Below are 26,015 nucleotides of genomic sequence, written 5' to 3'. Positions count from 1 at the left end.
AGGGGGTCTGCTTCGCGCTATTAACATGCCAGTTGTTAACGAGTTGTTAACCATGGGGGTTTTGGTGGCCACGGTCCTCGACGGCAAGAGTCTGATTACGGAAGAAACGATCGCGGCCAATCTCGGAAGAGGGCTGGACGATCGCAGCGAGGCCTTCGAAACAGCGCGCGCCGAGCTCGCGCTCATCCTGTCCGTCACGCAGCAGCAGATCGCCCTCAACAAGGGCCCGGCAGAGATCATCAAGCCGCTGATGGCGCGCCTCGAGGCGATGCGGCTCAGGCTCCATGACGACACCTGGAATGCGCTGGCGCCGATCATCCAGAACCATCCGGTCCTCGACTATTTCCTGGAAGATCCGCTGACGCGCTGGTCGTTCGAGAAGCCGCGCGGCTATTCCGGCGACGCCGAACTGCTCGACTACATCTATTGCGATCCGCATGTCGCCGATGCCGTCGCCGACTCGTCCGACATCGGCAAGGCGCTCTACGCCTATACCCAGAACGTGCCCTCCTGCGTGGCCGCCCGGGAAAGACGCGATCTCCTCGCCCGCTATGTCGACGAGATCGCCGAAAAGCGCGGGCCTGAAACCGAGGTCCTGGCGGTCGCCGCCGGCCATCTGCGCGAAGCCAACCTCTCGGTCGCGCTGCGCGAAAAGCGCCTGAAGCGCTGGGTCGCGCTCGACCAGGACCCGCTCAGCGTCGGTCTGATCTCGCGCGACTTCGCCGGCACCGCGGTGGAAACAGTTGACGGTTCCGTGCGCACCTTGCTGACGAGAGGCCACAAGCTCGGCAAGTTCGACTTCATCTATGCTTCTGGCCTCTACGACTACCTGCAGGACAAGGTGGCGGTGAAGCTGACCAAGACCTGCCTGGAGATGCTGAAGCCGGGCGGCACCTTCCTGTTCGCCAACTATGCGGAAGGCAACCCGGATGCCGGTTACCGCGAAACCTTCATGAACTGGGTGCTGCTGCTGCGCTCCGAGGCCGACATGTGGAACGTCGTCAACGCCAGTGTCGATCGCAACAAGGTCGACGTGCAGGTGTTCTTCGGTGAAAACCGCAACGTGCTCTACGCGGTGATCGAAAAGCACGATTGAGCGTTCAAAGGCGCGACGCGCTCGGGACCGGCGGTCTCCCGGTGCGGGTCAGCTCCCGTATTCGTCATGCCGCCGGTTCCAGGCGTAGGGTTCGGTCTGGGGCCAGCCCTGCGGCGAGTCTTCCCAGGTCTCCTGGCGCCCGTAGGGGGTGAGGTCCAGATAGGTCCACAGGCTGCCGAGATATTCGACGCCGCGTGCGCCGTTGAAATAGCTGCGATGGATGTTGCCGCCGTCGCGCAGGAAAACGCTGACGCCGTGGCGTTCGCTGGTCCTGGTCGGATCGTCCGGATCGGCCACTGTCGCGCCCATGTCCAGGTTGAAATCGCTGTCGAACGATGAGTACCAGCCGGGGTACCGCCACCCCATGCGCTGCTGGTATTTCAACAGCTTCTCCAGCGGGGCGCGCGAGACCAGGACGATGGAGGTGTCGCGCGCATTGAGATGCGCGGGGTGCGTCATCGCATCCACCACCCAGGAGCAGCCGTCGCAGCCCGCCTGCCAGTCCGGCCCGAACATGAAGTGGTAGACGATCAGCTGGCGGCGTCCGTCGAACAGGTCGTCGAGGCTCACCGTTCCCGATGGCCCGGCGAATGAATAGTCCTTGTCGATCCTGACCATCGGCAGGCGCCGCCGCTGTGCGTTCAGGTCGTCGCGCGCGCGGGTGAAAGCCTTCTCCCTGTCGATCTGCTGCCGCAGCGCGGCCAGCCACTCCTGCTCCGGGACGATCCTGGGCAGCGTCATCGGTAACCTCCTTGCGATGCGGTTCGAAACTTCGCGGCGCCGCTGTGGAATTTTCGCTTCGGCCGCAGGCTCCGTGTTGTGCTCGTTTCAAATATGTTATAAAAACATAACATGTCAAGCGAGCATGAGGAAGACCTGGTTTTCAAGGCGTTGGCCCATCCGCGCAGGCGCGCCATGCTCGATCACCTCAAGGACGAGGCCCGCACCACCGGCATGCTCTGCGAAATCTTCGCGGACATGGATCGCTGCACCGTCATGCTGCATCTGAAAGTGCTGGAGGACGCCGGCCTGATCATTGTCAGGCGGGAGGGCCGCGAGCGCTGGAACCATCTCGACGCGCTGCCGATCAAGCGCATCCACGACCGCTGGATCAGCGGCTATGCCGCCCATGCGGTCTCCATCCTCGACAAGCTCCGCGGCGACATGGAGGGTTCGAGCGCACCGGCACGGTGAAGCCGCGCCGAAGGCCCTGCGATGTTCCGGCAGCGCGGTTCGAGGCGGTAACCATGCCGATTTCGGACCGATCGTTGCCACCCCGGCCCGGCGAAGCTGCTATGAAGGATCTCCCCATGATTCTCCATGCCACCCCAAGATGACCACTGCCGCCCTCGAAATCCTCAAGACCGTCTATGGCTATGATGCCTTCCGGGGCCCGCAGGCGGACATCGTCGGGCATGTGATCGCCGGCAACAACGCCTTCGTGCTGATGCCGACCGGCGGCGGCAAGTCGCTCTGCTACCAGATACCGGCCATTGTCCGTCCCGGCATGGGGCTGGTGGTGTCGCCGCTCTTGGCGCTGATGGCCGACCAGGTCACGGCGCTGCGCCAGGCCGGCGTCAGGGCGGCAGCGCTCAACTCCGACCTCGACCTGGACGATCGCCGCGCGCTGTGGCGCGATATCCGCGCCGGCGCGCTCGACCTGCTCTATGTCGCGCCCGAAACCCTGGCCCGGCCGGATGTGCTGGAACTGCTGGAAGGTGTGAAGCTGTCGCTGATCGCCATCGACGAGGCGCACTGCCTGTCGCAATGGGGGCACGATTTCCGCCCCTCCTATCGCCAGCTCGATGCCGTCGTGGCGCGTTTTGGCAAGGTGCCGCGTATGGCGCTGACGGCCACCGCGGATGAACCGACACGTGCCGAGATCCTGTCGCATCTCGACATCGACGAGGCCGACGCCTTCATCGCCGGTTTCGACCGCCCCAACATCCGCTACGCCATCGAGGAAAAGGACAATCCGCGCGCCCAGCTGAAGGAGTTCCTCAAGCGCTACGAAGGCGAGAGCGGCATCGTCTACTGCCTGTCGAAGCGCCGCACCGAGGAGATCGCCGCCTGGCTGCAAGGCCTCGGCTATGATGCGCTTGCCTACCACGCCGGCATGGACAAGGCGGCGCGCGAGGCCAACCAGCAACGTTTCCAGCATGGCGAGGCGGTCATCATGGTCGCCACCGTTGCCTTCGGCATGGGCATTGATAAACCCGACGTGCGCTTCGTCGCCCATGTCGACCTGCCGGGCAGCATCGAGGCGTATTACCAGGAAACCGGCCGTGCCGGGCGCGACGGCCTGCCGTCCGATACGCTCATGCTCTACGGCCATGAGGACATCGCCTTGCGCAGCCGCTTCATCGAGGAATCGGAGGCGCCCGACCAGCGCAAGCGCATGGAGCGGCAGAAGCTCGATGCGCTGCTGGGACTGGCCGAGACGGCGCGCTGCCGTCGCCAGGTGCTGCTGTCCTATTTCGGCGATCATTGCGAGCCTTGCGGCAATTGCGACACCTGCGCCGAGCCGCCGCGCCTGTTCGATGGTGCCATTGCCGCGCAGAAGGTGCTGTCGTGCATCTATCGCACCGGCGAACGGTTCGGGCAGGCTTACATCGTCGACGTGCTGCTGGGCGCGGACAACGAACGCATCGCCCAATTCGGCCATGACCAGATCTCCACCTTCGGCATCGGCAGGGAGCACGACAACCGCACATGGCGGGCGATCCTGCGCCAGCTGATCGCGCTGCGCTTCATCGATGTAGACCTCGTCGGCCATGGCGGCCTGTCGATCGCGCCGGCCGGGCGCGATTTCCTGCGCGAGAAGCCGGCGCTGATGCTGCGCATTCCGGCCCCGCCCCGCGCCAGGCGCGGCAAGGTGGTGCGCAGCAACGCGCAGTCCGCCATTCCGCAGGCGGACAACGACCTGTTCCAGGCCCTGCGCCGCAAGCGCAGCGAGATCGCCCGCCTGCAGAACGTGCCGCCTTATGTGATCTTCCACGACAAGACCCTGATCGAACTCGCTGCCGCCCGCCCCGCCTCGCGCGGCGAGATGGCCGGCGTGCCCGGCGTCGGCGAAGCCAAGCTCGACCGCTACGGGCCGGCGTTCCTGTCGGTGATCGCGGAGTTTGGGTGAGGGAAAGATAAGAGGCGCCAACGCTTTCCGCACGTTTCAACCAGAATTGCGGTACAACTTGCGCGATACCGTGTTATGCGCGGCCTCGACACAGAGAACCACGATCATGACCGACCAGCCCATCCACCCCTCGCTCGCCTCCGCCCTGGAGGCGAAAGGTTATCACCAGCTCACTCCGGTCCAGATGGAGATGGCGGGTGCCGACCCTGAAGCCGACCTGCTGGTTTCGGCTCAGACCGGCTCGGGCAAGACGGTGGCCTTCGGCATCGCCATTGCCTCGACACTGCTCGGCCGCGCCGAACGCTTTCCGCCGGCCGGCCTGCCGCTCGGGCTGGTGATCGCGCCGACGCGCGAGCTTGCCATCCAGGTGCAGCGCGAACTCGACTGGCTCTACGCCGCGGCCGGCGTCAGGATCGCCACCTGCGTTGGCGGCATGGACATGCGCCGCGAACGCCGCGCCCTGGAGAGCGGCGCGCATATCGTCGTCGGCACGCCGGGACGCCTGCGCGACCACATCTCCAAGGGTGCGCTCGATCTGGGCGACCTGCGCGCCGTGGTGCTCGACGAAGCCGACGAGATGCTCGACCTCGGTTTCCGCGAGGACCTCGAATTCATCCTCGGTGCTGCCCCCGAGGATCGCCGCACCTTGCTGTTTTCGGCGACGGTGCCGCGCGGCATCGCCGAACTTGCCCGCAATTTCCAGAAGGATGCGGTGCGCATCGCCGCCACCGCCGCCACCGAGCAGCATGCCGACATCGAATACCAGCTGATGCTGGTGCGGCGCGATGAGCGCGAACATGCCGTCATCAACACGCTGCTCGATTCCGACAGCGCCAGCGCGCTGGTGTTCTGCCACACGCGCGAGGCGGTGCGGCACCTGACGGCGCGGCTCGCCAATCGCGGCTTTTCGGTCGTCTCGCTGTCGGGCGAGATGGCGCAGTCGGAACGCTCCAACGCGTTGCAGTCGATGCGCGACGGCCGCGCCCATGTCTGCGTGGCGACCGACGTCGCGGCGCGCGGCATCGACCTGCCCAACCTCGACCTCGTCATCCATGCCGACGTTCCCAGCAATCCGGCCACCCTGCTGCACCGCTCCGGCCGCACCGGCCGCGCCGGCCGCAAGGGCGTGTGCGTGCTCATCGTGCCTGAAACCAGGCGCGGTGCCGCGCAGCGCGTGCTGGCGCTGGCCAAGCTGTCGGCCACGATGCGTGCCGCGCCGAGCATCGCCGAGATCGAGACCCGCTATCGCGCCCAGATACTCGAAACGGTGCTGTCGGCGGCCGAGCCGGACGAGGTGGAAGCCGCCTTCGTGACCGAACTTCTGGCCAAGGCCAGCCCCGAACGCATCGCTGCCGCCTTCCTGCGCCAGCAACTGTCCAGCCGGCCCGTGCCCGAGGACCTGTTTCCGCTGCCGGTTCACGATATGCAGGCGCGTAAGTCGAAGCGGGACAAAGGCGACCGTGACAGAGTGGGCGAGGACCGGCGCGACGGTGCGCTGGAGCCTGGGCCGCGCCGCCCGGACATGGAAGGCGGGGTCTGGTTCACGCTGTCGCTCGGCCGCAAGCAGCGCGCCGATCCGAAATGGCTGCTGCCGATGATCTGCAGGGCCGGCGGCGTCTCCAAGCGCGACGTCGGTTCGATCCGCATCGACGACACCGAAACCCGCTTCGAGATCTCCGCCGACAAGGCGGCCGGTTTCATCGAGCAGCTCAAACAACCCGGCAGCACCGAACGCGGCATCGTCATTGCGCCCGCTGGGGAAAGCGGCGCTGCCGTCTGGCGGCCCAAGCCGAAATTCGGCAAGGGCAAGCCGGATTTCGCCAAGGGTGCAAAGTTCGGCAAGGGCGGCAAGCCGGGCAAGAAACCCCACCGTGGCCAGGGCGCGCCTGGGGAGTACAAAGGCAAGGGCAAGCCGAAGCGCCCGAGTTGAGTTTTGGCGCGCGCGCACGCGGCGCCCCTATCTCCCCCCTTGCGGGGGAGAAAGGATTTTCACGATCTTAGCGAGCACGCCCGCAGGGCGGCACAGCTAAGTCGTAGAAAATCCAAGAGAGGGGATTTGCAGCTGAGGGGTGCGCAACTGTCGCCGCCGCGAGCAGACATCTGTCTTCTTCAGCAAGGCAGTAGCCAAGAAGCCTATTAACGCCGCAGCGGAATATCCCCTCTCTTGCGATTTCTAGCACTTAGCTGTGCCGCCCTGCGGGCGTGCTCGCTAAGATGCTGAAATCGCTTTCTCCCCCGCAAGGGGGGAGATAGAGGCGCTTTCGCCTGGCCCTCGGCTATGGTCTGAGGCTTTCACCATCAAGAAATAGCCAGCACCTCGATCTCGCCCTGTCCGAACGGCACGAAATCACCCGCCGCCTTGCCCATCAGCGCGATGGCAATCGGGGAGCCGTGCGAGATGGAGGCCTGCGCCGGGTTGGCCTCGTCGTCGCCGACGATGCGGAAGGTCTGGATGCGGTCATCGTCGCGCCTGAAGGTGACGGAATGGCCGAAGGCGACCGCTGCATTCGAGGAGGGTGCCGGCACAAGCTGCGCCGTGCGCACGCGCTCGGCATAGTAGCGCGCATCCCGCAGCGGTACGGCGGACTGCCGACGCTTCTCATTGACGTCTTCCAGCTTGCCGGCGGCCTCCAACGCTTCCTGCGCCCGCGCCAGTTCCTCCTGCAACATCTTCAAGCCCGCCTCGGTGACCAGGTTGATCCGATCGGGGATCGGGCGTGGCGGCAGGACGGTCTCCGATGCAGCCTCGGCGCTTTCCTCCTTGGCGAATGCGACGCTCACTTTGACTGGAACTCCTGGCTGAACAGTGTCGGCAACGGATACCTCAGCGCTGCGGAGAAAGCTGCAACTATCTGACGGACTGTTTTGAAGCAGCCATTGCTGGGCTGCCGATCCGGATTCGGCCTATCCACATCGTTCCAGACACCCTAGAGCGTTTCCGTTTTTGGACGGAAACGCTCTAACTCTTTGTTTTTACGCAATTCCGGACGGAAAACCGTTACACACTTTTCCTGGAATTGCTCTATGAGACTGGGGCAGGTGAATCGATCGGAGAGACCGCGGATGGGTGCCCAGAAAACCATAACCACCTGGTACGTCGACCCGGACGCGGAAGACCGCATGGCGGATGGCCACGCGCCCATCTGGCGCCATCTCATCGATGTGATGGTCGAACGCGATCTTTCGCAAAAGAGCGTGCTCGATTTCGGCTGCAACCAGGGCGGGCTGTTGCGCCATCTCCATGCGATGCGGCCATTTCGCAAGGCGCTTGGCATCGACATCGCCGAGCAGTCGATCGCCAGGGCAGAAGCGCTGAAGGGCAATCTTCCCATCCAGCACGCCGTCGGCGCCACCCTCGAGGGCTGGGTCGAGGAGTTCGACCTGGCGATAAGCCACGAGGTCATCTACCTCGTCGAGGACATGGATGCCCATGCCGCGGATATCTTCAAGGCGCTGAAGCCCGGCGGCGTCTACTACGCCGTCACCGGCTGCCACACCGACAATCCGCTCTGGCCGAAATGGCGCGAGCTGGTGGCGAAGCGCACCAACACGGTCGTGCAGGACCGTTCGATTTCCGACTACGGCCGGACCTTCGCCAAGGCGGGCTTCGAGGTCTCCGGCCGCAAGCTGGAGTATGACGGGTTCATTCCCTTCGTCGAGGATGGCTGGACACCGGATTTCGCCGACGCCCTCGACTACTACACCCGGACCAAGATCGTCTTCCGCCTGGTCAAGCGCCGGGATTGATCCGGGCCAGTTCGACATCGAAATGCGGCGGCTTGTCGGGGCCGACTTCGACGAATCGTCCTCTCACCCGGAATGTCCTTTCGATCAGGCCGCTCCCGGCGAGCGCCCTCGGCTCGCCATCGAAGCGCAGCTCACCCTTTTCGAGCAGCGAGATGCGGTCGCTGACGGCAATCGCCTGGTTGATGTCGTGGATAGCCATGACGATCGTCACGCCCTTCTCGCGGCTCAGGCGGTGGACGAGATCCAGCACCTCGACCTGATAGCCGATATCCAGGAACGACGTCGGTTCGTCGAGCAGCAGGATGCCGGCTTCCTGCGCGAGCGCGGCGGAGATCCAGGCGCGCTGCCGTTCGCCGCCGGAGAGCTCCCGCAGCGTCCGGTCGGCGAGGCTGGTCAGGCCGGTGCTTTCAAGCGCCCACTCGATCGCTTCCTCATCGCGGCGGGTATAGGAGCTGAACAGCCCGACATGAGGAAAGCGGCCCTGCCGCACGAGCTGCGCGATCGTCATCTCGTCGGGCGCGGAGGGCTGCTGCGGCAGGAAGGCGAGTTTCCTGGCGATGGCGCGCCGGGACATCGACGCGACCGCGGTGCCCTCGATCGCGGCATGTCCGGCGGCGGGCGTGATCAGGCCGGCAAGCGCCTGCAGGGCCGTGCTTTTGCCGGAGCCGTTGGGGCCGATCAGCGCCCGGATCTCGCCCTTCTGCAGGGACAGTTCGAAACCGTTGAGCGCCCGGCGCTGGCCATAACGAACCGACAGTTGCGAGCAGGTCAGAGGCATGCGCTTGTCTCAGGGAGTTTTGCGAAGGAGGGCGAGCAGAACCGGCACGCCGATCAGTGCGGTAACCACACCGATCGGCACCTCCTCGGCGCCGCCGGCAAGCCGCCCGACGAGGTCGCCCAGCGTGACGACGATGGCACCGAGAGCGACCGTCATGGCAAGGACCAGCGGGAAATGCCGTCCGGCCAGGAACCGTGCCAGATGCGGCACCACCAGTCCGACGAAGACGATGGGGCCGACCACGCCGACGGCGCTTGCCGCCAGCGCGCAGGAAATTGCGAGCAACACGGAAAACTGCCGGCGATACGCAAGCCCGAACGAGCGGGCGACCGGTGCATCGAACTGCAGCAGCACCAGGGGACGATAAATCAAGGGCAGGACGGCCAGGCCCATCACCGTGAACGGCAGCAGGAAGAGTGCATGGTCCCACGTGCGCGCATAGAGGCTTCCCGAAATCCATTCCAGGATGATCTCGATGCGTGCCGATCCCCAGCCCGCGATCAGTCCGATGGCAATGGCGTGAAGCACCGCGCCGATGGCGATGCCGCAAAGCGTGATGCGCAGCGGGCTGAGCTCCAGACGGAAGGCCAGCAGATAGATGATGACGCCGGCCGCCAGTCCGCCGACCATGCCGGCCACCGGCAACCAGGCGGTGGGAAGCTCGGCCACGGTGTTCGAGCCCGGGTTGAAGATATAGACGGTGAACAGCAGGAACAGGGTCACCGTCAGCGTGGCGCCCTGCGATACCCCGATCAGCGAAGGGTCCGCGAGCGGGTTTCGGGTGATCGTCTGCAGGATCAGGCCGGCGAGCGCCAGCTGGATGCCGGCAAGCATGCCCGTCAGGATACGCGGCAGCCTGATGTCGAGTATGATGGACTGCGCTTCCGGCGAACCGCCGCCCGTCAGGACCGCGACGACGTCGGCGGCAGGGATGTCCACCACGCCGAGGAGCACGGCCGCCACCAGTGACAGCAGAACCAGCATCGCGGTGGCTGGCAGCAGCCAGGGGCCTGGTCGGCTGGGCATCCCTGGGACGGCCGTCATGGCTGCTGCGCCTTGAAGTCGAGTCGGCCGCGCTGGATGAGGTAGATGAAGATCGGGCCGCCCAGCAGCGCGGTTATGATGCCGACGGGCAGTTCCTTCGGAATGGCGATGGTGCGGGCGGCGAGGTCGGCGCAGGTGACGACGAGTGCTCCGATGGCCGCCGTGAGCGCGATCTCCAGGATCGCTACCCTTGGGTTGAGAAGCCGTGCGATGTGCGGGGCGGCAAGCCCGACGAAGGCGACGGGACCGGCAACCGGGGCGACGCCGGCGACAGGGCAGATCGCCAGGACGAGCAGAATGGGCTTCCACATGTTGAGCTGGAGGCCCATGCCGGCGGCGGCGTGGTCGCTCAGCGCGAACATGGCGACCACCCTGTGCAGCGCCAGCGCACCCGCAACGCCAAGAACGACCCAGGGTATCATATGGGCGAGATGCGCCCAGCTCCGCCCCTGGAAACCGCCCGACAGCCAGAACAGCAGGGCGGTGGATTGCGGCCCGGTCAGAAGCAGGACGTAGATCGTGATCGCACCGAGAAACAGCGAAACGCTGATGCCGCCGAGCGCCAGGTGCAGGGGACGGCCGTTGCCGCCGCGCGCCACCCAGAACGTCACCGCCGCCGCGGCAAGTCCGCCGGCCAGGCCGATGAAGGGATAGGAGGCGGATGAAAGCCAGGGCACGAAGACAAAACACGCCACGATCGGGGCGACGGCGCCTGCCGTGGCCCCGGTGATGCCCGGATCGGCGAGCGGATTGCGGGTCAGCGCCTGCAGCAGGTAGCCGGACACGGCCAGGCCGGCCCCCGCTGCTGCTGCTGCGAGGCTTCGCGGCAGGCGCAGCGTCCAGACGAGGATGGACTCGACCTTGCCATCGGGCGCCCACAGCACGCGCAGGACGTCGTCCAGGGACAAGGTCTTGGCGCCGGGCATGAGGCCCAGGAAGGCGACCAGCAGGGTCGCGGCGACGATCAAGCCGATGGCGAGGGCGGATTTCCGTGCGTCCATCGTCGTAAGGATCGGCCCGTTATTTTCGAACCTCGGCCGGGATGATCCTGGCGGCTTCCGCCTTCACGTCGATGGCCGGGAACACGTCGGGATAGAGATAGTGGGCAGCTTCGCGCAGCACGATCTCGCGGGCGATCGGGCCGTTCGTCTCCACCCACTGGTCGCCGACATAGAACACCCGCTGGTTCTTGACGGCCGAGAGCTCCTGCCAGATCGGATTGTTCTCATGCGGCCGGTCGGGTCCGGAATCGTAGATGAACAGGACTTCCGGATCCTTCTCGAGCATGGTTTCGAGGCTGAGGTCGATGCCGAACTCGCCACCCGGCGTCATCTCCCCGGCTATGTTGTTGCCGCCGATCGCCGCGACGATGGATGCCGCCGTGTTCTCGGTGTGGAAGGCGAAGGGGGTCTCTCCGCCCCACATGATCGCGAAGCGTGGGTGCACGTCCTTTGGCGCCCTGGCGGTGAAGTCCGCCAGGTGTTCGCGGAATTCCTTGTTGAGCTGGATCCCGCGCTCCGGCTTGCCAAGGATCTTCGACAGCTCGGCGATCTCGCGGTCGCTGCCGTCCAGCAGTTCCATGTTGTAGGCGAGGTAGGGCGCGATCTTTTCCAGCTGCGGTGCATTGCCGACCGTGTAGCGCCGGATGGCGACGATCAGGTCGGGTTTGGCTTGCGAAAGCAGTTCGAGGTTCGGTTTGGCGCGCTGGCCGATCTGCTTCATGTCGCTGGTCAGGCCGAGCAGGAAATCGGGCTGGCGGCCTGCCGTCATGTAGGTGCTTGCCACGGGCTTGATGCCGAGGGCGAGCGCGACGTCATCGCCGAAGTAGGAGATCGAGGCGATGCGCTTCGGCTGTGCCGGAACCGCCACCGCGGCGCCGCGATCGTCCGTTACGGTGAGGGTCTTGGCGTCCTCGGCCGAGGCAGAGCCAGTCGCCAGAATTGCGATCAGGCTAAAAAGTGTCGCCAGTCCTCGTGCGTTCGCCATCGCGATGTCCTCCGCAAGAATGCCGACACCGCTTTAGTCATTAAAGAGGAGTACGACAATCCACTTTCGCGCGTCGCTGTCGTTGAACCGATGACCCGCTCATGCCGAGCCGCGCATGATCAGCTTGGCTTCCAGCTGCTTGATTTCCGCTTTGCCGGCGTGGGCGTCCGGGCCGCCGGCAATACGGGTGAAGAGCATGTCGACGCCGGCGGCGGCAATGCCCTGGTAGTCCTGCGCCACCGTGGTCAGCGGCGGGCAGGTGAAGCGGCTGAGCGGATGGTCGTCATGGCCGGCGACGCGCAGTTCGCAGCCGTCATCCCTTCCCACCTGCAGCTTGCGCTCGAACGCCGCGGCGATGACGCCGAAGGCGAGGCGGTCGTTGGCGCACAGCACGGTGCGGGTCGGGAAGCCGCCATTGTCGAGCACGCGGCCGGCCTCGCGGTAACCGAGTTCCTCGAACTCCCAGCCCTTGGCCGAGGTCGGCAGCACGATCGGCTCGAAACCCAGCCGCTCCATGGTGGCGACATAGGCGGCACGGCGCTCCAGCGCGTTCTGGTTCACCGCCGGCATTTCCAGGAAGCAGGGGTGCTCACCGGTGCGGCACAGATATTCGGTGATCATGCCCATGCTCTGGCGGTTGTCGGTGCCGACGAAGGACTGGTCGGCGTTGACCCGGTTGTCGAGGAAGACGATCGGCATGGTGCTGACGAGGCTCGCCAGCAAGGTGGCGTCGGTCTCGAAGCCGAGCGGCGCCATCAGCACGCCGGCGATGTTGAGCGACATCAGCGTGCGCATGGCGCGCGCTTCCAGCTTGCGTTCGCCATGCGAGGACAGGACGATTGCCCAATAGCCTTCGGCGAGGCAGCGCATTTCGATCTGGCGCACGACCTCGGCGTAGAACGGGTCGGAGATGTGCGGCACGATCACGCCGATGTTCTTCGGCTGCTTGCGGTTGAGGCTGACGGCGAAGATGTTGGGGCGATAGTCGTAGTCCTTGAGCGCCTTTTCGATGCGGGCCCTGGTCGACGGCTTCACGTTGTCGGGATTGTCGAAATATTTCGAGACCGTCGGGCGCGACAGGCCGGTCGCCGCCGCGAACTCTTCCATGGTCCGGATCTTCTGCTCGTTCATGCTCGGCTTCCTCGCCTGTGGCCGTGCGCCCCGAACGGGATAAATCGATTTATTTTCATGCGTAAATTTATTTCTTGACCGAGGCAAGCCGCAGGGCGTCCCGAAGCGATCGTTTCCTGTGCGCTGCGTTTCAATTGGTCGGATAGTTGCGCGATTTCTTGCACTCCGCAAGTTTTTATCACGTGTAAAAAAATAAGTTGACACGCAGGAGATAGTGCTGCATCTCAAGGGCGGCTCGATATCGGGCCCAATTCCTGCCTGGAGGTAGCGGCCGGTGACGGTCCGCAAGGCAGGAGGCGCATCTTTCGCGTTCAGATCAACAACGGGCCGGGCACCGCCGGCCTCATGGAGGAACTCATGTTTCGCAAAACGCTTGGCCGTATTCTTCTGTCGGGTGCCGCTCTTGCCCTGATGGCCGGCATCGCTTCCGCCGAAGGCATCGGCGCGTCGCTGCTCACCCAGCAGCACCCCTTCTACATCTCGCTCGCCGATGCGATGAAGAAGGAGGCAGAGGCCGAGAAGGTGCCGCTCGAAGTCGCCATCGCCAACCAGGACCTTTCCAAGCAGCTCGCCGATGTCGAGGACTTCATCACCAAGGGTGTGAGCGTCATCATCATCTCGCCGGTGGACTCCAAGGGCGTGAAGGCGGCGATCACCAAGGCCGAGAAAGCCGGCATCAAGGTCATCACCGTCGACGTGCCCGCCAACAATGTCGACGTCACCTCCTTCGTCGGCACCGACAATTTCGCCGGCGGCGAGAAGGCGGCCGAACTGATGGCCAAGTCGATCGGTGGCAAGGGCAATGTCGCGGTCATCGACTACCCGACCGTGCAGTCGGTCGTGGATCGCGTCGAAGGCTTCAAGAAGGGCCTGGAGAAGCATCCAGACGTCAAGATCGTGGCGATCCAGCCGGGCATCACCCGTCCCGAGGCACTCGCCGCCGCGCAGAACATCCTGCAGGCCAATCCCGACATCGTCGGCATCTTCGGCTTCGGCGATGACGCCGCCCTCGCGGCTGCTGCCGCCGTCAAGGCCGCCAAGCTGGACTCCCAGGTCAAGGTGATCGGCTTCGACGGCATGGAAGAAGCCCGCAACGCGGTGAAGAACGACCCGGTCATGGTCGGCGTCATCGCCCAGTATCCGGACCAGATGGGCAAGGTCGCGGTGCAGACCGCCGCCAAGGTCATCAAGGGCGAGACGGTCGAGGCCAAGCAGCCGATCGTTCCGGGCGTCGTCACCAAGGACGGCGAAACCAGGTAAGTCCTCCCAGGACGGTGGCGGGGGGCGCCGCCGTCCTTCCAGGGCATGATCCCGAAACGAAGGAGCCGGTCCTGCGCAATTCCAGGAAAGCGTAAGACCGTTTCAGTCCGGAACAGCATGAAGACCAAGAGTTGGAGCGCTTCTGCATTTCCGTGAGAAACGGAAACGCTCCAGCGGTGAGCGGGCCGAAAGGTCGGGAAGAAAAGTCCGTGACAGCCACCAGCCAGAACGCAGGGACCGCACCACATGCCGCCGGCGACGTGGTGCTCGAGATCCGCGATATCGCCAAGTCCTTCGGCCCGGTCGCCGCGCTGAAGCGCATGAACCTCACCGTGCGGCGCGGGCGCGTGCACACGCTGCTCGGGGAGAACGGCGCCGGCAAGTCCACTTTGATGAAGATCCTCGCCGGCATCTTCACGCCGACCGCCGGCAGCATCGTGCTGAACGGCAAGGCCTATACGCCACGCAACCCGCGCGATGCCCGTGCGCACGGCATCTCCATCGTCTTCCAGGAACTCAGCCTCAGCCGCAACCTGTCGGTGGCCGAGAACATCTTCGCCAGCCACGAGCCGAGCCGTTTCGGCTTCATCCGCGACCGCGCGCTGAATGAAGCGGCCGAAGGGCTCATCCGCGAACTCGGCCTGCCGGTCGATGTGCGCGCCGGGGTCGGCGACCTGTCGATCGCCCAGCGCCAGCTGGTCGAGATCGCCAAGGGCCTCAGCCTGCCGGCCGACGTCGTCATCCTCGACGAGCCGACCTCGTCGCTGTCCGACAGCGAGGCCGAGATCCTGTTTTCCATCATCGAGCGGCTGAAAAGCCAGGGCAAGGCGGTGATCTACATCTCCCACCGCATGGAAGAGATCATGCGGCTCTCCGACGACATCACCGTCATGCGCGACGGCGAATATGTCACGACGACCGAGAAGAGCGAGACCAGCATCGACAGGCTGATCACGCTGATGGTCGGCCGCGCCATGAACGACATCTATCCGCCGCGCGAGGCGCCACGCCCGTCGCCCGAGACGCCGCCGGTGCTGGCGACGAAACATCTCTCCTGTGCCGGCAAGTTCCGCGACGTTTCGATCGACGTGAAGCCCGGCGAGGTCGTCGGCCTGTTCGGGCTCGTCGGGTCGGGCCGCTCCGATGTCATGAAGGCGCTGTTCGGCATGCTTGCGCCGCAGGGCGAAATCCGGCTCGACGGCAAGCCGGTCACGTTCCGCTCGGCCGCGCAGGCGATCCGCAGCGGCATCGCCTTCGTCACCGAGAACCGCAAGGAAGAAGGCCTGGTGCTGCTCCACAGCGTGGAGCGCAACATCAACATGGTCGGGCTCGGCCAGCTTTCCGGGCCGCTTGGCCTGATGCGAGGTTCCGCCGAGCGCGAGGCGGCCAGGGCCGAGGTCAAGCGCCTCGCCATCAAGACCGCCTCGATCGACACCAGAGCGGGCTCGCTGAGCGGCGGCAACCAGCAGAAGATCGTGCTGGCCAAATGGCTGCAGATCAGGCCGCGGGTGCTCATCCTCGACGAGCCGACCCGCGGCGTCGACGTCGGCGCCAAGTTCGAGATCTACCGCATCATCCGCGAGCTTGCCGCCAACGGCACCGCGATCCTGATGGTCTCTTCCGAGCTTCCGGAGGTGCTGGGCCTCAGCGACCGCGTCGTGGTGATGCACAACAAATCCGTTGCCGCCGTGCTCGAAGCCGACGGCCTCACACCCGAAACCGTCATGACCTATGCAGCGGGGATACACGCATGAGCAATGTTCAGGACATCCAGAAGAAAGCCGCCGACGCCGAGGTCCGCCGTTCATTCCTGAGTTCGCCGACGGTGCGCCAGTATGGCGGCATCATCATCTCGCTGGCCGTGCTGTGCGTCGTGTTCTCGGTCATGAGCCCGCGCTTCCTGGCCTTCAACAACTTCATGAACATCATGCAGCAGGTCGCCGTCATCGCGGTCGCCGCCTACGGCATGACCTATGTCATCCTGCTCGGTGACATCGATCTGTCGATCGGCTCCATCATCGCCGTCTCCGGCATGGTGGCGGCGCAGGCCTTCGCCATGGGTTTCGGCTTCGTGCCGGCCGTGGCGCTGACGCTGGCGGCGGGCGCGCTGATGGGCGCACTCAACGGCGCGCTGTCGGCCAAGCTTATGCTGCCCTCCTTCATCGTCACGGTGGCGACGATGGGCATCTATCGCGGCATGGTCAGCCTGCCCACCAACGGTGCACCGGCCATGATCGAGAACGACACCTGGCTGGCGATCGGCGGCGAAAGCTTCCTCGGCATCCCGATCATCATCTGGATCATGGCCGTGCTGTTCGTGGTCAATCACATCATCCTGTCGAAGACGATCTTCGGGCGGCAGGTCTATCTCACCGGCGGCAACCGGGAAGCGGCGATCTATTCCGGCATCCGCGTCGACCGTATCAAGATCATCGTCTTCACCATCTCGGGCATGATGGCGGCCATCAGCGGCATGCTTTTGTCCTCGCGCCTGTCGTCGGCTCAGACCAATGCCGGCACCGGCTACGAGCTCGACGCCATTGCGGCCGTGGTCCTCGGCGGCACCTCGCTTGCCGGCGGCGTCGGCACCATCATCGGCACCATCCTCGGCGCGCTGATCATCGGCGTCATCAACAACGGCATGAACATGCTGTCGGTGCCTTATTTCTACCAGCTGATCGTCAAGGGCGTCGTCATCCTCGTCGCCGTGTGGCTCGACGTGCGCAGCAAGTCGGCCCGCGCCTGATCGGCGGCAATCCCGGCCAGCAATCATCGGCCCGCAATTATCGGCCCGCAATTATCGGAATGCACTCATGAAGAAGATCATCACCATCGGCGAGATCGTCGTCGAGATCATGGCCGTCGAGCCGGGCAACGGTTTCACCAGCGCCATCCCGCTGGTCGGCCCCTTCGCTTCCGGCGCGCCGGCGATCTTCATCGACCAGGTCGCCAGGTTCGGCCAGCCCTGCGGCATCGTCTCGGCGGTCGGCAATGATGATTTCGGCGTGCTCAATGTCGAGCGCCTGCGCAGCGACGGCGCCGACGTGTCGGCCATCGGCGTGCACCCGACGGCAGCCACCGGCAGCGCCTTCGTGCGCTACCGGCCGGACGGCAACCGCGACTTCATCTACAACATCCGCCACAGCGCCTGCAGCGCCATCGGCCTGACGCCGGAAGCTGAAGCGCTCATCGACGGCGCCGACCACCTGCACATCATGGGTTCGGCGCTGTTCTTCGACGGCATCGTGGCGGCGATCTTCGAAGCGACGCGGCGCATCAAGGCCAAGGGCGGCACCGTCTCCTTCGACCCCAACATCCGCAAGGAGATGCTGGACCTGCCCGGAATGCGCGACGCCCTCGCGCACGCCTTGGAGAACACCGACCTGTTCATGCCGAGCGGCGCGGAGATGTTCCTCTTCACCAAGGCGACCGAGGAACGGGCGGCCGTTGCCGAACTGCTCGATCGCGGCATCAAGGCCGTCGTCGTCAAGCGTGGCGCCGACGGCGCCAGCCATTTCGATCGCACCGGTGAAGTGTCCGCCCCTGCCTTCAAGGTCGAGGAGGTCGATCCGACCGGCGCCGGCGACAGCTTCGGCGCCGCCTTCGTCACCTGCTGGCTGCGTGGCATGGAGCCCGCCAAGGCGCTGACCATCGCCAACGCCACCGGCGCGCGCGCCGTCAGCGTCAAGGGGCCGATGGAGGGTACTTCCACAATGGCCGAGATCGAAACCTTCCTGCACAGCCAAGGAGTTGCGGCATGAGCGCGACCAGCACACTCGCCGGCCTGCCGGCCCGCTTTGCCAGGGGCGAGCGCGGCGGCATCACTTCGATCTGCTCGGCGCATCCGCTGGTCATCGAGGCTGCTCTTCTGGAAGGCATCGCCACCGGAACGGATGTGCTGATCGAGGCCACCTGCAACCAGGTCAACCAGGAAGGCGGCTATACCGGCATGACGCCGGCGGATTTCCGCCGCTTCGTCGAGGACATTGCAGCCCGCCTCGGCTTCGACACCGGCCGCCTGATCCTCGGCGGCGATCATCTCGGCCCCAATCCGTGGAAGCACCTGCCCGCCGAAGAGGCGATGCAGCGGGCCGACGTCATGATGGATGCGTTCGTGCGTGCAGGTTTCACCAAGATACATCTCGACACCTCGATGGGTTGTCTTGGCGAGCCGGTGGCTCTGCCCGACGCGGTGACGGCCGAGCGCGCGGCTCGGCTCGCCAAGGTGTCGGAACAGGCAGCGGCCGCGGCCGGCTACGACCTGCCAGTCTATATCATCGGCACCGAAGTGCCGATCCCCGGCGGTGCGATGGAAGCGCTCGACCATCTGGAGCTGACCACGCCGGCCGCCGCCATCGAGACGGTCGAGGTGCATCGCCGTGCCTTCGCTGCACTCGGGCTTGAGGCCGCCTTCGCTCGCGCCATCGGCGTGGTGGTGCAGCCGGGCGTCGAGTTCGGCAACGAGAACGTCGTCGTCTACGACAGCGCCAGGGCCACCGCCTTGAGCGGCGTGCTGGGGCAGATGCCGCAATTTATCTTCGAGGCGCATTCGACCGACTACCAGCCGCAGGAGGCGCTGGCGGCACTGGTCCATGACGGCTTCGCTATCCTGAAAGTGGGACCCGGCCTCACTTTTGCCCTGCGCGAGGCCCTGTTCGGCCTCGACCAGATCGCCGCCTTCCTCGACCGCCTGCCGGAAGAGGAGACCCTGCGCGGCAAGATGGAGAAGCTGCTCCTGGCCGAGCCGAAGAACTGGGAGAAATACTACCATGGCGACGCCGACGACCTGCGCCTGCAGCGCCATTTCTCCTACAGCGACCGCATCCGCTACTACTGGCCGCACCCGCAGGCCTCGGCCGCGGTCGATGCCTTGCTCAAGCGGCTCGAAGGCCGCGTCATTCCCGAGACGCTGATCAGCCAGAACCTGGCGACACTTTACCCCGCGGTCGCTGCCGGCAAGGTCAGTGCCACCCCTCACGCCTTGATGGTCGAGGCCGTGCGCAACGTCGTGCGCAGCTACAATAGCGCTGCCTTGTCGCTGCAGCCGGCCTGATCGGATCGCCGGGTGAATCCGGGAAGGCCGCGTCGGAAACGCCGGTGCGGCCTTCAGCTTCCTGACGACATTTCCGTTGCTGCGGCGACGATCGCCCGCCTCAGCCAGACATGCCGGGATGCGTCCTGCTGGCGCGCGTGCCATGCGAGGCTCATGGTGAAAACTCCGAGATCGAGCGGCGGCGGCAACGCCACGAAGCGCCCGATGGTGGCGGCGGCGCGTGCCAGGCTGGAAGGCAGCGTCATGACGAGGTCGGAGCGGGCAGCGATCTCGACTGCTGCGAAGAAGTTCGGAACGCGCAGCTTCACCCGCCGTGTCTGCCCCATCCGCGCCAGCGCCTCGTCGACGGGCGCGGGGCCCGACCCGGTAACGCTCACCACGATATGCTCCAGCGCCAGGAAGCGCTCGAGTGTGAGTTTTCGGGCAAGTGCCGGATGCTGCGTTCGCATCAGGGTGACCAGCTCTTCGTCATAGAGGCGCCGTCGCTGGATGCCGGCCGGCGCATTGTCGATCAGTGCCACCATTGCGTCGGCGCCGCCATGCTCCAGCGCTGCGAATCCGTCGGTGCCGGGGGCGGCGACCTCGAGATCGAGCGACGGCGCTTCGCGGGCGAGGCGGGCAAGCAGATGTGGTGCGAGCACGGCGGCCTGGAGGTCGGGCATCAGCAGGCGGATACGACCCGTCGCAGCGGCGGGGTTGAACGCACTGGCTTCCAGCATGTCGCCGATGCCCGCCAAGATCCTGCGCAGATGAGGGCGCAATTCCTCGGCGCGGGCGGAAAGCATATAGCCGCCAGCTCCATCGACCAGCAGTGCATCTGAAAACAGCGCGCGCAGCCGTCCCAATGCCCGGCTCGCTGCCGGCTGGCTCATGCCCAGCCGCTGCGCTGCCCGCGTCACGTTCCTTTCCTCCAGCAACGCTTCCAGCGCCACCAGCAGGTTGAGGTCGATCCGGCGTAAATCCACTTCGTGCATGGTGACCATATATACCATGCATTGGACGCATGGAATTGCCGCACCTACCATTCTCCTGTCGAACGAAAGGAGACAGTCATGCATGTCGTGCTTGGAGCAAACGGACGCGCCGGCGGCGAGGTCGCGCGAGCCCTCGTCGAACGCGGCGCTGCGGTGCGTGTCATCCTGCGCCGCAGGGAACAGGCTGATCGCTGGATAGCCCTCGGCGCCGAAGTGGCGCTTGCAGACATCGAGGATGCCGAAGCGATGGCGGAGGCATTGAAGGGAGCTTCAGCAGCCTTCCTGCTCAACCCGCCGCCGGTGAGCGGCGATCCCTATGCGCAGACCGAGGAACGCGGCAAGGCGCTTGCCAAGGCGGTACGGCAGGCTGGTCTGCCCAGGGCCGTTGTGCTGTCATCCATCGGCGCACAGCATCCAGCCGGCACAGGCGTGATAACCACACTCAACCGGTTCGAGACGTTGCTGGAGGCAGTCGCTCCGGCAATGGTCTTCCTGCGCTCGGGCTATTTTGTCGAGACATGGGGCGAGGTGGCGCAAGCCGTCCTGTTGCAAAACACGCTGCCGACCTTCATCGAATCCTCGTTGAAGATCCCGATGGTGAGCACGCTCGATGTCGGGCGCGTTGCGGCAAGCCTGCTGGTGGAAGACTGGGGCGGCAGGCGCGTCCTCGAGCTTGGCGATAACTGGAGCGCAGGCGACGTCGCCTCGGCCTTCGGCGATGTTCTGGGCCGCCCGGTGGCGCCGGTGTTCGTGCCGCCGGAAGGTCGCGCCGCGCTTCTGGCCGAAGAAGGTGTCCCAGGCGAGGTCGCCGCCGCGCTCCTCGGCATGTATGAGGGTATCGCCAATGGCCTGTTCACGCGTGAGAGCAGAAGCGAACATCGCCCCGGCGCGGTTTCGCTGACGCCGGCGATAGAGCGGATTGTCGCGAAGGCCGACGGCCGCTGAGTGTACCTGTTCCCGCAGGAGCCGACATGGAGGCGCGCCGGCGCTTTCGGACTTCTGTCGCTCTGCCAGGGAAAATGGCCGTCGCCGAGGAGCTGCGGTCAATCCCAAAACATATCGGCCGGGCTCGCCATGAGATGACGAGCCCGGCCGACAGCCCCCGTTCAGAATTTGACGCTCAGCGTGCCCTTGAAGCCATGATCCCGCGAACCGGAGGCGAACTGGCCGCTGTATGTCAGGCCGAGGGTGACGTTGTCGGCAGGCCGCCAGCTTGTGCCGGCTTCGAGCAGGAACGCATCCCGGGCGATCGGTACGCCGCTGACGTTGAACAGATCGCTGCCCTTGAGGGCGAACCCTTCGCTTGGCACCACGCCGCTATAGGCATGTTGCCAGCCGACCATGCCGTCCAGGCGCAGGGTCGTGCCGCCCAGCACCACGTCTGTCCCGGCCCGCAGGCCGAGCGTGGTGTAGGGGATGTTGCGCGTTTCGCCATTGCTGGTCAGCGCCGCCGCACCGCCGCTTTCGGTGAAGCCATCCGTGTCGAGATGGACGAAGGCGACGTTGGCGAAGGGCTCGAAGGTCACCCTGTCCATCACCATCGCGTAGCCGACCTCTCCGAACGCGTAGGTGGTCGACGCGTCGTAGCTGGCTGACAGTTTGTCGGCGAAGCCGCCGAAGGCGACGCTGCGGTCCGTCTTGACGTCGTGCCAGCTGTGGCCGACGCCGAAGCGCAGCCCGATGGCGTCGAGCTGGGTGCCGGCATAGGCCATCAGGTGATAGCTGTTCGCCGAGCCGGAGGACTTGCGGGCGTCGACGTCGAAGGAGGTGCGCGAGTAGCCGCCGGCGACACCGACACGCCAGTTGTCGCCCATGGCGCCGTCGAGGCCGAACAGAACGCCGCCGAGCGAGTGTTCGAGCCGGGCGGCGTTGCCGTCGCCGGAGAAGCTGCCCCAGCCGCCGAGCGCTTCCGACCATGCCGCGAAGCGTTCGCTCTTCGGCGCCTCCTGGTAGCGGGTGAGCAGCGGATCCTTGAGGTCGACGGCACCGCCCTTCGCGGCCGGATCTATCGGTGTTGGCGCCGACGACTGATCGGAGAAGCCGGACATGATGCGCCCGACCATCGTCCGGCGGATCATTTGGCTTTCGTCGATCAGTGCCGAGGTCATGCTCGGGTGGATCTCGCCCGACAACTGGTCGAAGGCGTCACGTGCCTGCGCAACCGAACCGTTGAGGATCTCGGCGGCGATCGGATTGGCCGGATCGAGCGTTTCCACGGCGGTACCGACGCTGCGCTGGTTGGCTGTCTGGCCAACGCTCGGCAGCGCGACACCGTTGCGCTGCACCTGCAACTGCACCGCTGTCGGCTGGTAGGCCAGGCTGGCCGTCAGGAAGCCTGAATTGACGGCCGCGCTCAGGCCGCTGAAGGTTCCGGTGACGCCGCCGCCGGAGGTCACGATCGTGTAGACCTGGTTGGGGTTCAGCAGTCCCGCGACGTTGACCTGGCCGCCGCCGATCGTGGTCGTGCCGCTGGTTACAAGCTGGTCGCTGGCGCCGGCGACATTGGCGTCGATCGCCAGGATCGAACCACCCGCAAACCCGGTATTGCCGGTGACCGTCAAGGTGCCGATCGGATTGGTTCCAGTCCCCGTGCCACCAGGCGCAACCGTCGCGCCCGATCCGGCATTGACGCCGCCGACGGTTCCGGTTCCAGCGAGCGTTCCACCCGCCGCGATGGCGACGCTCGAATTGCCGATCGAGCCGGTGACGTTGAGGGTTCCTCCAGTCACCGTGGTCGGTCCGCTGTAGGTGCTGGTGCCCGAAAGCGTCAGCGTGCCGATGCCGGTCTTGTCGATGGCGATGCCGCCGGCACCGTCGACGATGGCCCCTGCGAAATTGCCGGCGCCGATGCCGATGGTGGCGAGCGCGCCGCCGCCATTGGTGATGGTGCCCCCCGCCGCTCCGGTCAGGTTGGCAACGGTTGCGCCGAAGCCGTTGACGTCAACGGTTCCCTGTGCGCCGACATTCAGCGTCGTGCCGGCGCCCGAAAGCAGCGATCCGGCCGCCGCGTCGGCCAGCTGAAGCGTGCCGAAGTCGGCAGAGATGGTGGCGCCGGCTCCTATCGACGCACCGGCGCCGCCGAGCGCGACAGTCCCCGTATTGCCGGTTGAGCCGATATGGAGGTCCGCCCCGGCGCCGAGCGCCAGCGGCCCGGCCAGACTGGCGGTGATGCCGGTGCCGGCCGAAACCGTCGCATCCACCCCAGCGCCGAGTCCAAGCGCGTTATTGAAGGTGCCGTTGGCACCGAGCACCAGTTGCGTGCCCGTCGCCAGTGTCGCCGGGCCGCTGCCAAGTGCCCCGGTGTTGCCGGCGATCACGGTGCCGGCGTTGATGGCGAGACCGCCGGTGAAGGTGTTGGCGCCGTTGAGCGCCAGCGTACCGGCCCCGGTCTTGGTCAGGTCGAAGCCGCCGGAGACGACCCCGCCCAGCGCGCCGTTGCCGGCGGCCACGTCGAGCGAGGCGTTGCCGGTCAGCGCGATGTTGTTGGCCAGCGTGACACCGGCTCCCAGCCCAAGCGTCGTGCCGTTGGCGAGCGAGACGGGATTGGCGGCCGCGCCAAGGGCGGTGTTGCTGCCGGCCACCAGCGTTCCGCCATTGACGGCGACGGCACCGGTGAAGCTGTTGTTGCCGCTAAGTGACAATATGCCGGTGCCGCCCTTGTCGAGGCTGATGTTGCCGGTGATGGCGCCGGCGAAATTGCCGGCACCGACGCCGAGCGTGGCTGCTGCCCCGGCATTGGCGATGACGCCGCCGGCGGCACCGGTGAGGGTGCCGACCGTGGCGCCGAAGCCGTTGAGGTCGACCTGGCCGGCCGCCCCGACATTGAGCGTCGCATTGCCGAGGCCGGCGCCGATGGTGGCATCGGCCAGTTGCAGGATGCCGTTGTTGGCCGACAGTGTCGCCCCCGCGCCGATGGTGGCGCCGCCGCCCAGCGCCACGGTGCCGTTGTTGGTGGCCGTGCCGATGCCTAAAGTGGCACCAGCGCCGAGGTTCAGCCCGCCATTCAGCGTTGCCGTCAGGCCTGCCCCTGCCGACACCGTGCCGCCGAGGCCTGCGCCGACGCCCAGCGCGTTGCCGAAGGTTCCGGCGACACCCAGCGTCAGCTCGCCGCCGCCGCCGAGGTTCACCGGACCGGTGCCCAGCGCATTGAGGTTCGCCGCCAGCACGGAGCCGGCGCCGTTGATGTTGAGCCCGCCATTGAACGTGCTGGCGCCGCCGAGCGTGAGTTGGCCGGTGCCGGTCTTGTTCAAGGCGATGTTGCCGTTGATCGCGCCATTGTAGGTGCCGGCACCGCCGACACCGAGTGTGGCTGCAGCGCCGGCATTGGCGATGACGCCGCCGGTGGCGCCGGTGAGCGCGCCAACCGTCGCGCCGAAGCCGTTGAGGTCGACAGTACCGGTTGCACCGACATTCAGCGTGGCGTTGCCGAGGCCGGCGCCTATGGTGGCATCGGCCAGTTGCAGGATGCCGTTGTTGGCCGACAGCGTCGCCCCCGCACCGATGGTGGCGGTGCCCCCCAGCGCCACCGTGCCGTTGTTGACAGGCGTGCCGATGCCAAGCGTCGCGCCCGCACCGAGATTGAGCCCGCCGCCGAGTGTTGCCGTCAGGCCGCCAGCGGCCGACACCGTGCCGGTCGCTGCGGCAGCGACACCGAGCGCGTTGTTGAAGGTGCCGTTGACGCCGAGTGCCAGCTCGCCGCCGCCACTGAGGTTCACGGCGCCCGTCCCGAGCGCTCCGGTATTGGTGGCCAGCACCGTGCCGGCACCGATGGTGAGGCCACCATTGAAGGTGCTGGCGCCGCCCAGGGTGAGCAGCCCGGCACCGGTCTTGTTCAAGGCGATGTTGCCGTTGATGGCGCCACTGTAATTACCGACACCGACGCCGAGCGTTGCCGCTGCTCCGGCATTGGCAATGACACCGCCGGTCGCACCGGTGAGGTTGCCGACCGTGGCACCGAAGCCGTTGAGGTCGACATTACCGGCTGCGCCGACATTGAGTGTTGCGTTGCCAGGTGCGGCGCCGATGGTGGCATCGGCCAGCCGCAGCGTGCCGTTGTTGGCTGACAGTGTTGCGCCGGCACCGATGGTGGCGCCACCGCCCAGCGCCACGATGCCGTTGTTGGTGGCGGTGCCGATGCCGAGCGTTGCCCCGGCGCCGAGGTTCAACCCGCCGCCCAATGTTGCTGCGGTGCCGGTTCCTGCCGACAGCGTGCCGCCGGCAGCGACAGCGAGCGCATTGTTGAAGGTGCCATTGGCACCCAGCGTCAGCTCGCTGCCGACATTGAGGTTCACGGCACCCGTTCCGAGCGCGCCGGTATTGGTGGCCAGCACCGTGCCGGCACCGATGGTGAGGCCACCATTGAAGGTGCTGGCGCCGCCCAGGGTGAGCAGCCCGGCACCGGTCTTGTTCAAGGCGATGTTGCCGTTGATGGCGCCACTGTAATTACCGACACCGACGCCGAGCGTTGCCGCTGCTCCGGCATTGGCAATGACACCGCCGGTCGCACCGGTGAGGTTGCCGACCGTGGCACCGAAGCCGTTGAGGTCGACATTACCGGCTGCGCCGACATTGAGTGTTGCGTTGCCAAGTGCGGCGCCGATGGTGGCATCGGCCAGCCGCAGCGTGCCGTTGTTGGCTGACAGTGTTGCGCCGGCACCGATGGTGGCGCCACCGCCCAGCGCCACGATGCCGTTGTTGGTGGCGGTGCCGATGCCGAGGGTTGCCCCGGCGCCGAGGTTGAGCCCGCCGCCCAATGTTGCTGCGATGCCGGTCCCTGCCGATAGCGTGCCGCCGGCAGCGACTGCGAGCGCGTT

Annotated in this window: 20 protein-coding genes; 11 read left to right on the top strand and 9 right to left on the bottom strand. The window is 66.0% G+C overall.

What is annotated here, in order from left to right:
* Nucleotides 1–52: 52 nt before the first annotated feature.
* A complete protein-coding gene (locus tag ACFWYE_RS23000; protein ID WP_379063299.1) occupies nt 53–1,096 on the top strand; it encodes a class I SAM-dependent methyltransferase in 1,044 nt (347 codons plus the stop codon).
* Between the two features lie 48 nt (nt 1,097–1,144).
* Here ACFWYE_RS23000 and ACFWYE_RS22995 read toward each other — a convergent pair whose 3' ends face one another.
* Complete coding sequence (locus ACFWYE_RS22995) at nt 1,145–1,837, bottom strand: DUF899 domain-containing protein (RefSeq protein ID WP_379114554.1); 693 nt, start codon at nt 1,835–1,837, stop codon at nt 1,145–1,147.
* A gap of 111 nt (nt 1,838–1,948) precedes the next feature.
* On the opposite strand from ACFWYE_RS22995, the gene ACFWYE_RS22990 reads away from it, so the two are divergent.
* From ACFWYE_RS22990 to ACFWYE_RS22980, 3 genes are all read left to right on the top strand, one after another.
* Complete coding sequence (locus ACFWYE_RS22990) at nt 1,949–2,290, top strand: ArsR/SmtB family transcription factor (RefSeq protein ID WP_379114552.1); 342 nt, start codon at nt 1,949–1,951, stop codon at nt 2,288–2,290.
* 139 nt (nt 2,291–2,429) lie between these two features.
* On the top strand, nt 2,430–4,229 hold the full coding sequence (gene recQ / locus ACFWYE_RS22985) for a DNA helicase RecQ (RefSeq protein WP_379114550.1): 1,800 nt from the start codon (nt 2,430–2,432) through the stop codon (nt 4,227–4,229).
* Between the two features lie 106 nt (nt 4,230–4,335).
* Nucleotides 4,336–6,159: a DEAD/DEAH box helicase gene (locus tag ACFWYE_RS22980; protein WP_379114548.1), complete on the top strand. Its 1,824-nt coding sequence runs from the start codon at nt 4,336–4,338 to the stop codon at nt 6,157–6,159.
* A gap of 368 nt (nt 6,160–6,527) precedes the next feature.
* Here ACFWYE_RS22980 and greA read toward each other — a convergent pair whose 3' ends face one another.
* Entirely contained in the window at nt 6,528–7,010 is a 483-nt protein-coding gene (gene greA / locus ACFWYE_RS22975) for a transcription elongation factor GreA (RefSeq protein WP_379114546.1), read from the bottom strand.
* A 282-nt stretch (nt 7,011–7,292) separates the two neighbouring features.
* On the opposite strand from greA, the gene ACFWYE_RS22970 reads away from it, so the two are divergent.
* The gene (locus ACFWYE_RS22970) at nt 7,293–7,976 is read left to right on the top strand and encodes a class I SAM-dependent methyltransferase (protein ID WP_379114544.1); all 684 of its coding nucleotides are present in this window, start codon (nt 7,293–7,295) and stop codon (nt 7,974–7,976) included.
* Here ACFWYE_RS22970 and ACFWYE_RS22965 read toward each other — a convergent pair.
* From ACFWYE_RS22965 to ACFWYE_RS22945, 5 genes are all read right to left on the bottom strand, one after another.
* Nucleotides 7,960–8,754: an ABC transporter ATP-binding protein gene (locus ACFWYE_RS22965; RefSeq protein ID WP_379114542.1), complete on the bottom strand. Its 795-nt coding sequence runs from the start codon at nt 8,752–8,754 to the stop codon at nt 7,960–7,962. The genes ACFWYE_RS22970 and ACFWYE_RS22965 overlap by 17 nt on opposite strands.
* Nucleotides 8,755–8,763: 9 nt before the next feature.
* The gene (locus ACFWYE_RS22960) at nt 8,764–9,798 is read right to left on the bottom strand and encodes a FecCD family ABC transporter permease (protein WP_379114540.1); all 1,035 of its coding nucleotides are present in this window, start codon (nt 9,796–9,798) and stop codon (nt 8,764–8,766) included.
* Nucleotides 9,795–10,799, bottom strand: coding sequence for a FecCD family ABC transporter permease (locus ACFWYE_RS22955; protein ID WP_379114538.1), 1,005 nt, complete (start codon nt 10,797–10,799; stop codon nt 9,795–9,797). The genes ACFWYE_RS22960 and ACFWYE_RS22955 overlap by 4 nt, the downstream gene beginning before the upstream one ends.
* Before the next feature lie 19 nt (nt 10,800–10,818).
* Entirely contained in the window at nt 10,819–11,784 is a 966-nt protein-coding gene (locus tag ACFWYE_RS22950; RefSeq protein WP_379114535.1) for an ABC transporter substrate-binding protein, read from the bottom strand.
* A gap of 99 nt (nt 11,785–11,883) precedes the next feature.
* Nucleotides 11,884–12,915 carry a LacI family DNA-binding transcriptional regulator gene (locus tag ACFWYE_RS22945; protein ID WP_379114533.1) on the bottom strand — a complete coding sequence of 344 codons (1,032 nt, stop codon included), beginning with the start codon at nt 12,913–12,915 and terminating at the stop codon, nt 11,884–11,886.
* Nucleotides 12,916–13,272: 357 nt separating this feature from the next.
* Between ACFWYE_RS22945 and ACFWYE_RS22940 the strand changes: the two genes are divergently transcribed.
* The 5 genes from ACFWYE_RS22940 (at nt 13,273) to ACFWYE_RS22920 (ending at nt 19,228) form a co-directional block, all read left to right on the top strand.
* The gene (locus tag ACFWYE_RS22940) at nt 13,273–14,175 is read left to right on the top strand and encodes a substrate-binding domain-containing protein (protein WP_379114531.1); all 903 of its coding nucleotides are present in this window, start codon (nt 13,273–13,275) and stop codon (nt 14,173–14,175) included.
* 209 nt (nt 14,176–14,384) lie between these two features.
* The gene (locus ACFWYE_RS22935) at nt 14,385–15,929 is read left to right on the top strand and encodes a sugar ABC transporter ATP-binding protein (protein WP_379114529.1); all 1,545 of its coding nucleotides are present in this window, start codon (nt 14,385–14,387) and stop codon (nt 15,927–15,929) included.
* Nucleotides 15,926–16,921, top strand: coding sequence for an ABC transporter permease (locus ACFWYE_RS22930; protein WP_379063271.1), 996 nt, complete (start codon nt 15,926–15,928; stop codon nt 16,919–16,921). Before ACFWYE_RS22935 ends, ACFWYE_RS22930 begins: the two co-directional genes overlap by 4 nt.
* Nucleotides 16,922–16,988: 67 nt before the next feature.
* Nucleotides 16,989–17,936, top strand: a complete 948-nt coding sequence (locus tag ACFWYE_RS22925) for a sugar kinase (RefSeq protein WP_379063269.1) — start codon at nt 16,989–16,991, stop codon at nt 17,934–17,936.
* On the top strand, nt 17,933–19,228 hold the full coding sequence (locus ACFWYE_RS22920; protein WP_379114527.1) for a D-tagatose-bisphosphate aldolase, class II, non-catalytic subunit: 1,296 nt from the start codon (nt 17,933–17,935) through the stop codon (nt 19,226–19,228). Before ACFWYE_RS22925 ends, ACFWYE_RS22920 begins: the two co-directional genes overlap by 4 nt.
* Nucleotides 19,229–19,281: 53 nt before the next feature.
* On the opposite strand, the gene ACFWYE_RS22915 is transcribed toward ACFWYE_RS22920, so the two are convergent.
* Complete coding sequence (locus tag ACFWYE_RS22915) at nt 19,282–20,202, bottom strand: LysR family transcriptional regulator (RefSeq protein ID WP_379114574.1); 921 nt, start codon at nt 20,200–20,202, stop codon at nt 19,282–19,284.
* 78 nt (nt 20,203–20,280) lie between these two features.
* On the opposite strand from ACFWYE_RS22915, the gene ACFWYE_RS22910 reads away from it, so the two are divergent.
* Entirely contained in the window at nt 20,281–21,147 is an 867-nt protein-coding gene (locus ACFWYE_RS22910; protein ID WP_379114525.1) for an NmrA family NAD(P)-binding protein, read from the top strand.
* A gap of 161 nt (nt 21,148–21,308) precedes the next feature.
* On the opposite strand, the gene ACFWYE_RS22905 is transcribed toward ACFWYE_RS22910, so the two are convergent.
* Nucleotides 21,309–26,015: autotransporter domain-containing protein (locus tag ACFWYE_RS22905; RefSeq protein WP_379114523.1), on the bottom strand; the 4,707-nt coding region annotated here is incomplete at its 5' end.

Source organism: Mesorhizobium sp. NPDC059025 (genome assembly GCF_042739655.1).
Classification (GTDB): domain Bacteria; phylum Pseudomonadota; class Alphaproteobacteria; order Rhizobiales; family Rhizobiaceae; genus Mesorhizobium.
This window is presented reverse-complemented; position numbering and strand designations above follow the sequence as displayed.

Excerpts from the sequence above, each read along its gene's own strand:
- ACFWYE_RS22960 (WP_379114540.1), bottom strand. The coding sequence starts at position 9,798 with ATGACGGCCGTCCCAGGGATGCCCAGCCGACCAGGCCCCTGGCTGCTG.
- ACFWYE_RS22970 (WP_379114544.1), top strand. The coding sequence starts at position 7,293 with ATGGGTGCCCAGAAAACCATAACCACCTGGTACGTCGACCCGGACGCG.
- ACFWYE_RS22925 (WP_379063269.1), top strand. The coding sequence starts at position 16,989 with ATGAAGAAGATCATCACCATCGGCGAGATCGTCGTCGAGATCATGGCC.
- ACFWYE_RS22990 (WP_379114552.1), top strand. The coding sequence starts at position 1,949 with ATGTCAAGCGAGCATGAGGAAGACCTGGTTTTCAAGGCGTTGGCCCAT.
- ACFWYE_RS22980 (WP_379114548.1), top strand. The coding sequence starts at position 4,336 with ATGACCGACCAGCCCATCCACCCCTCGCTCGCCTCCGCCCTGGAGGCG.
- ACFWYE_RS22915 (WP_379114574.1), bottom strand. The coding sequence starts at position 20,202 with ATGCACGAAGTGGATTTACGCCGGATCGACCTCAACCTGCTGGTGGCG.
- ACFWYE_RS23000 (WP_379063299.1), top strand. The coding sequence starts at position 53 with ATGGGGGTTTTGGTGGCCACGGTCCTCGACGGCAAGAGTCTGATTACG.
- ACFWYE_RS22910 (WP_379114525.1), top strand. The coding sequence starts at position 20,281 with ATGCATGTCGTGCTTGGAGCAAACGGACGCGCCGGCGGCGAGGTCGCG.
- ACFWYE_RS22945 (WP_379114533.1), bottom strand. The coding sequence starts at position 12,915 with ATGAACGAGCAGAAGATCCGGACCATGGAAGAGTTCGCGGCGGCGACC.
- ACFWYE_RS22995 (WP_379114554.1), bottom strand. The coding sequence starts at position 1,837 with ATGACGCTGCCCAGGATCGTCCCGGAGCAGGAGTGGCTGGCCGCGCTG.
- recQ (WP_379114550.1), top strand. The coding sequence starts at position 2,430 with ATGACCACTGCCGCCCTCGAAATCCTCAAGACCGTCTATGGCTATGAT.
- ACFWYE_RS22955 (WP_379114538.1), bottom strand. The coding sequence starts at position 10,799 with ATGGACGCACGGAAATCCGCCCTCGCCATCGGCTTGATCGTCGCCGCG.
- ACFWYE_RS22930 (WP_379063271.1), top strand. The coding sequence starts at position 15,926 with ATGAGCAATGTTCAGGACATCCAGAAGAAAGCCGCCGACGCCGAGGTC.
- ACFWYE_RS22965 (WP_379114542.1), bottom strand. The coding sequence starts at position 8,754 with ATGCCTCTGACCTGCTCGCAACTGTCGGTTCGTTATGGCCAGCGCCGG.
- ACFWYE_RS22950 (WP_379114535.1), bottom strand. The coding sequence starts at position 11,784 with ATGGCGAACGCACGAGGACTGGCGACACTTTTTAGCCTGATCGCAATT.
- ACFWYE_RS22940 (WP_379114531.1), top strand. The coding sequence starts at position 13,273 with ATGTTTCGCAAAACGCTTGGCCGTATTCTTCTGTCGGGTGCCGCTCTT.
- ACFWYE_RS22920 (WP_379114527.1), top strand. The coding sequence starts at position 17,933 with ATGAGCGCGACCAGCACACTCGCCGGCCTGCCGGCCCGCTTTGCCAGG.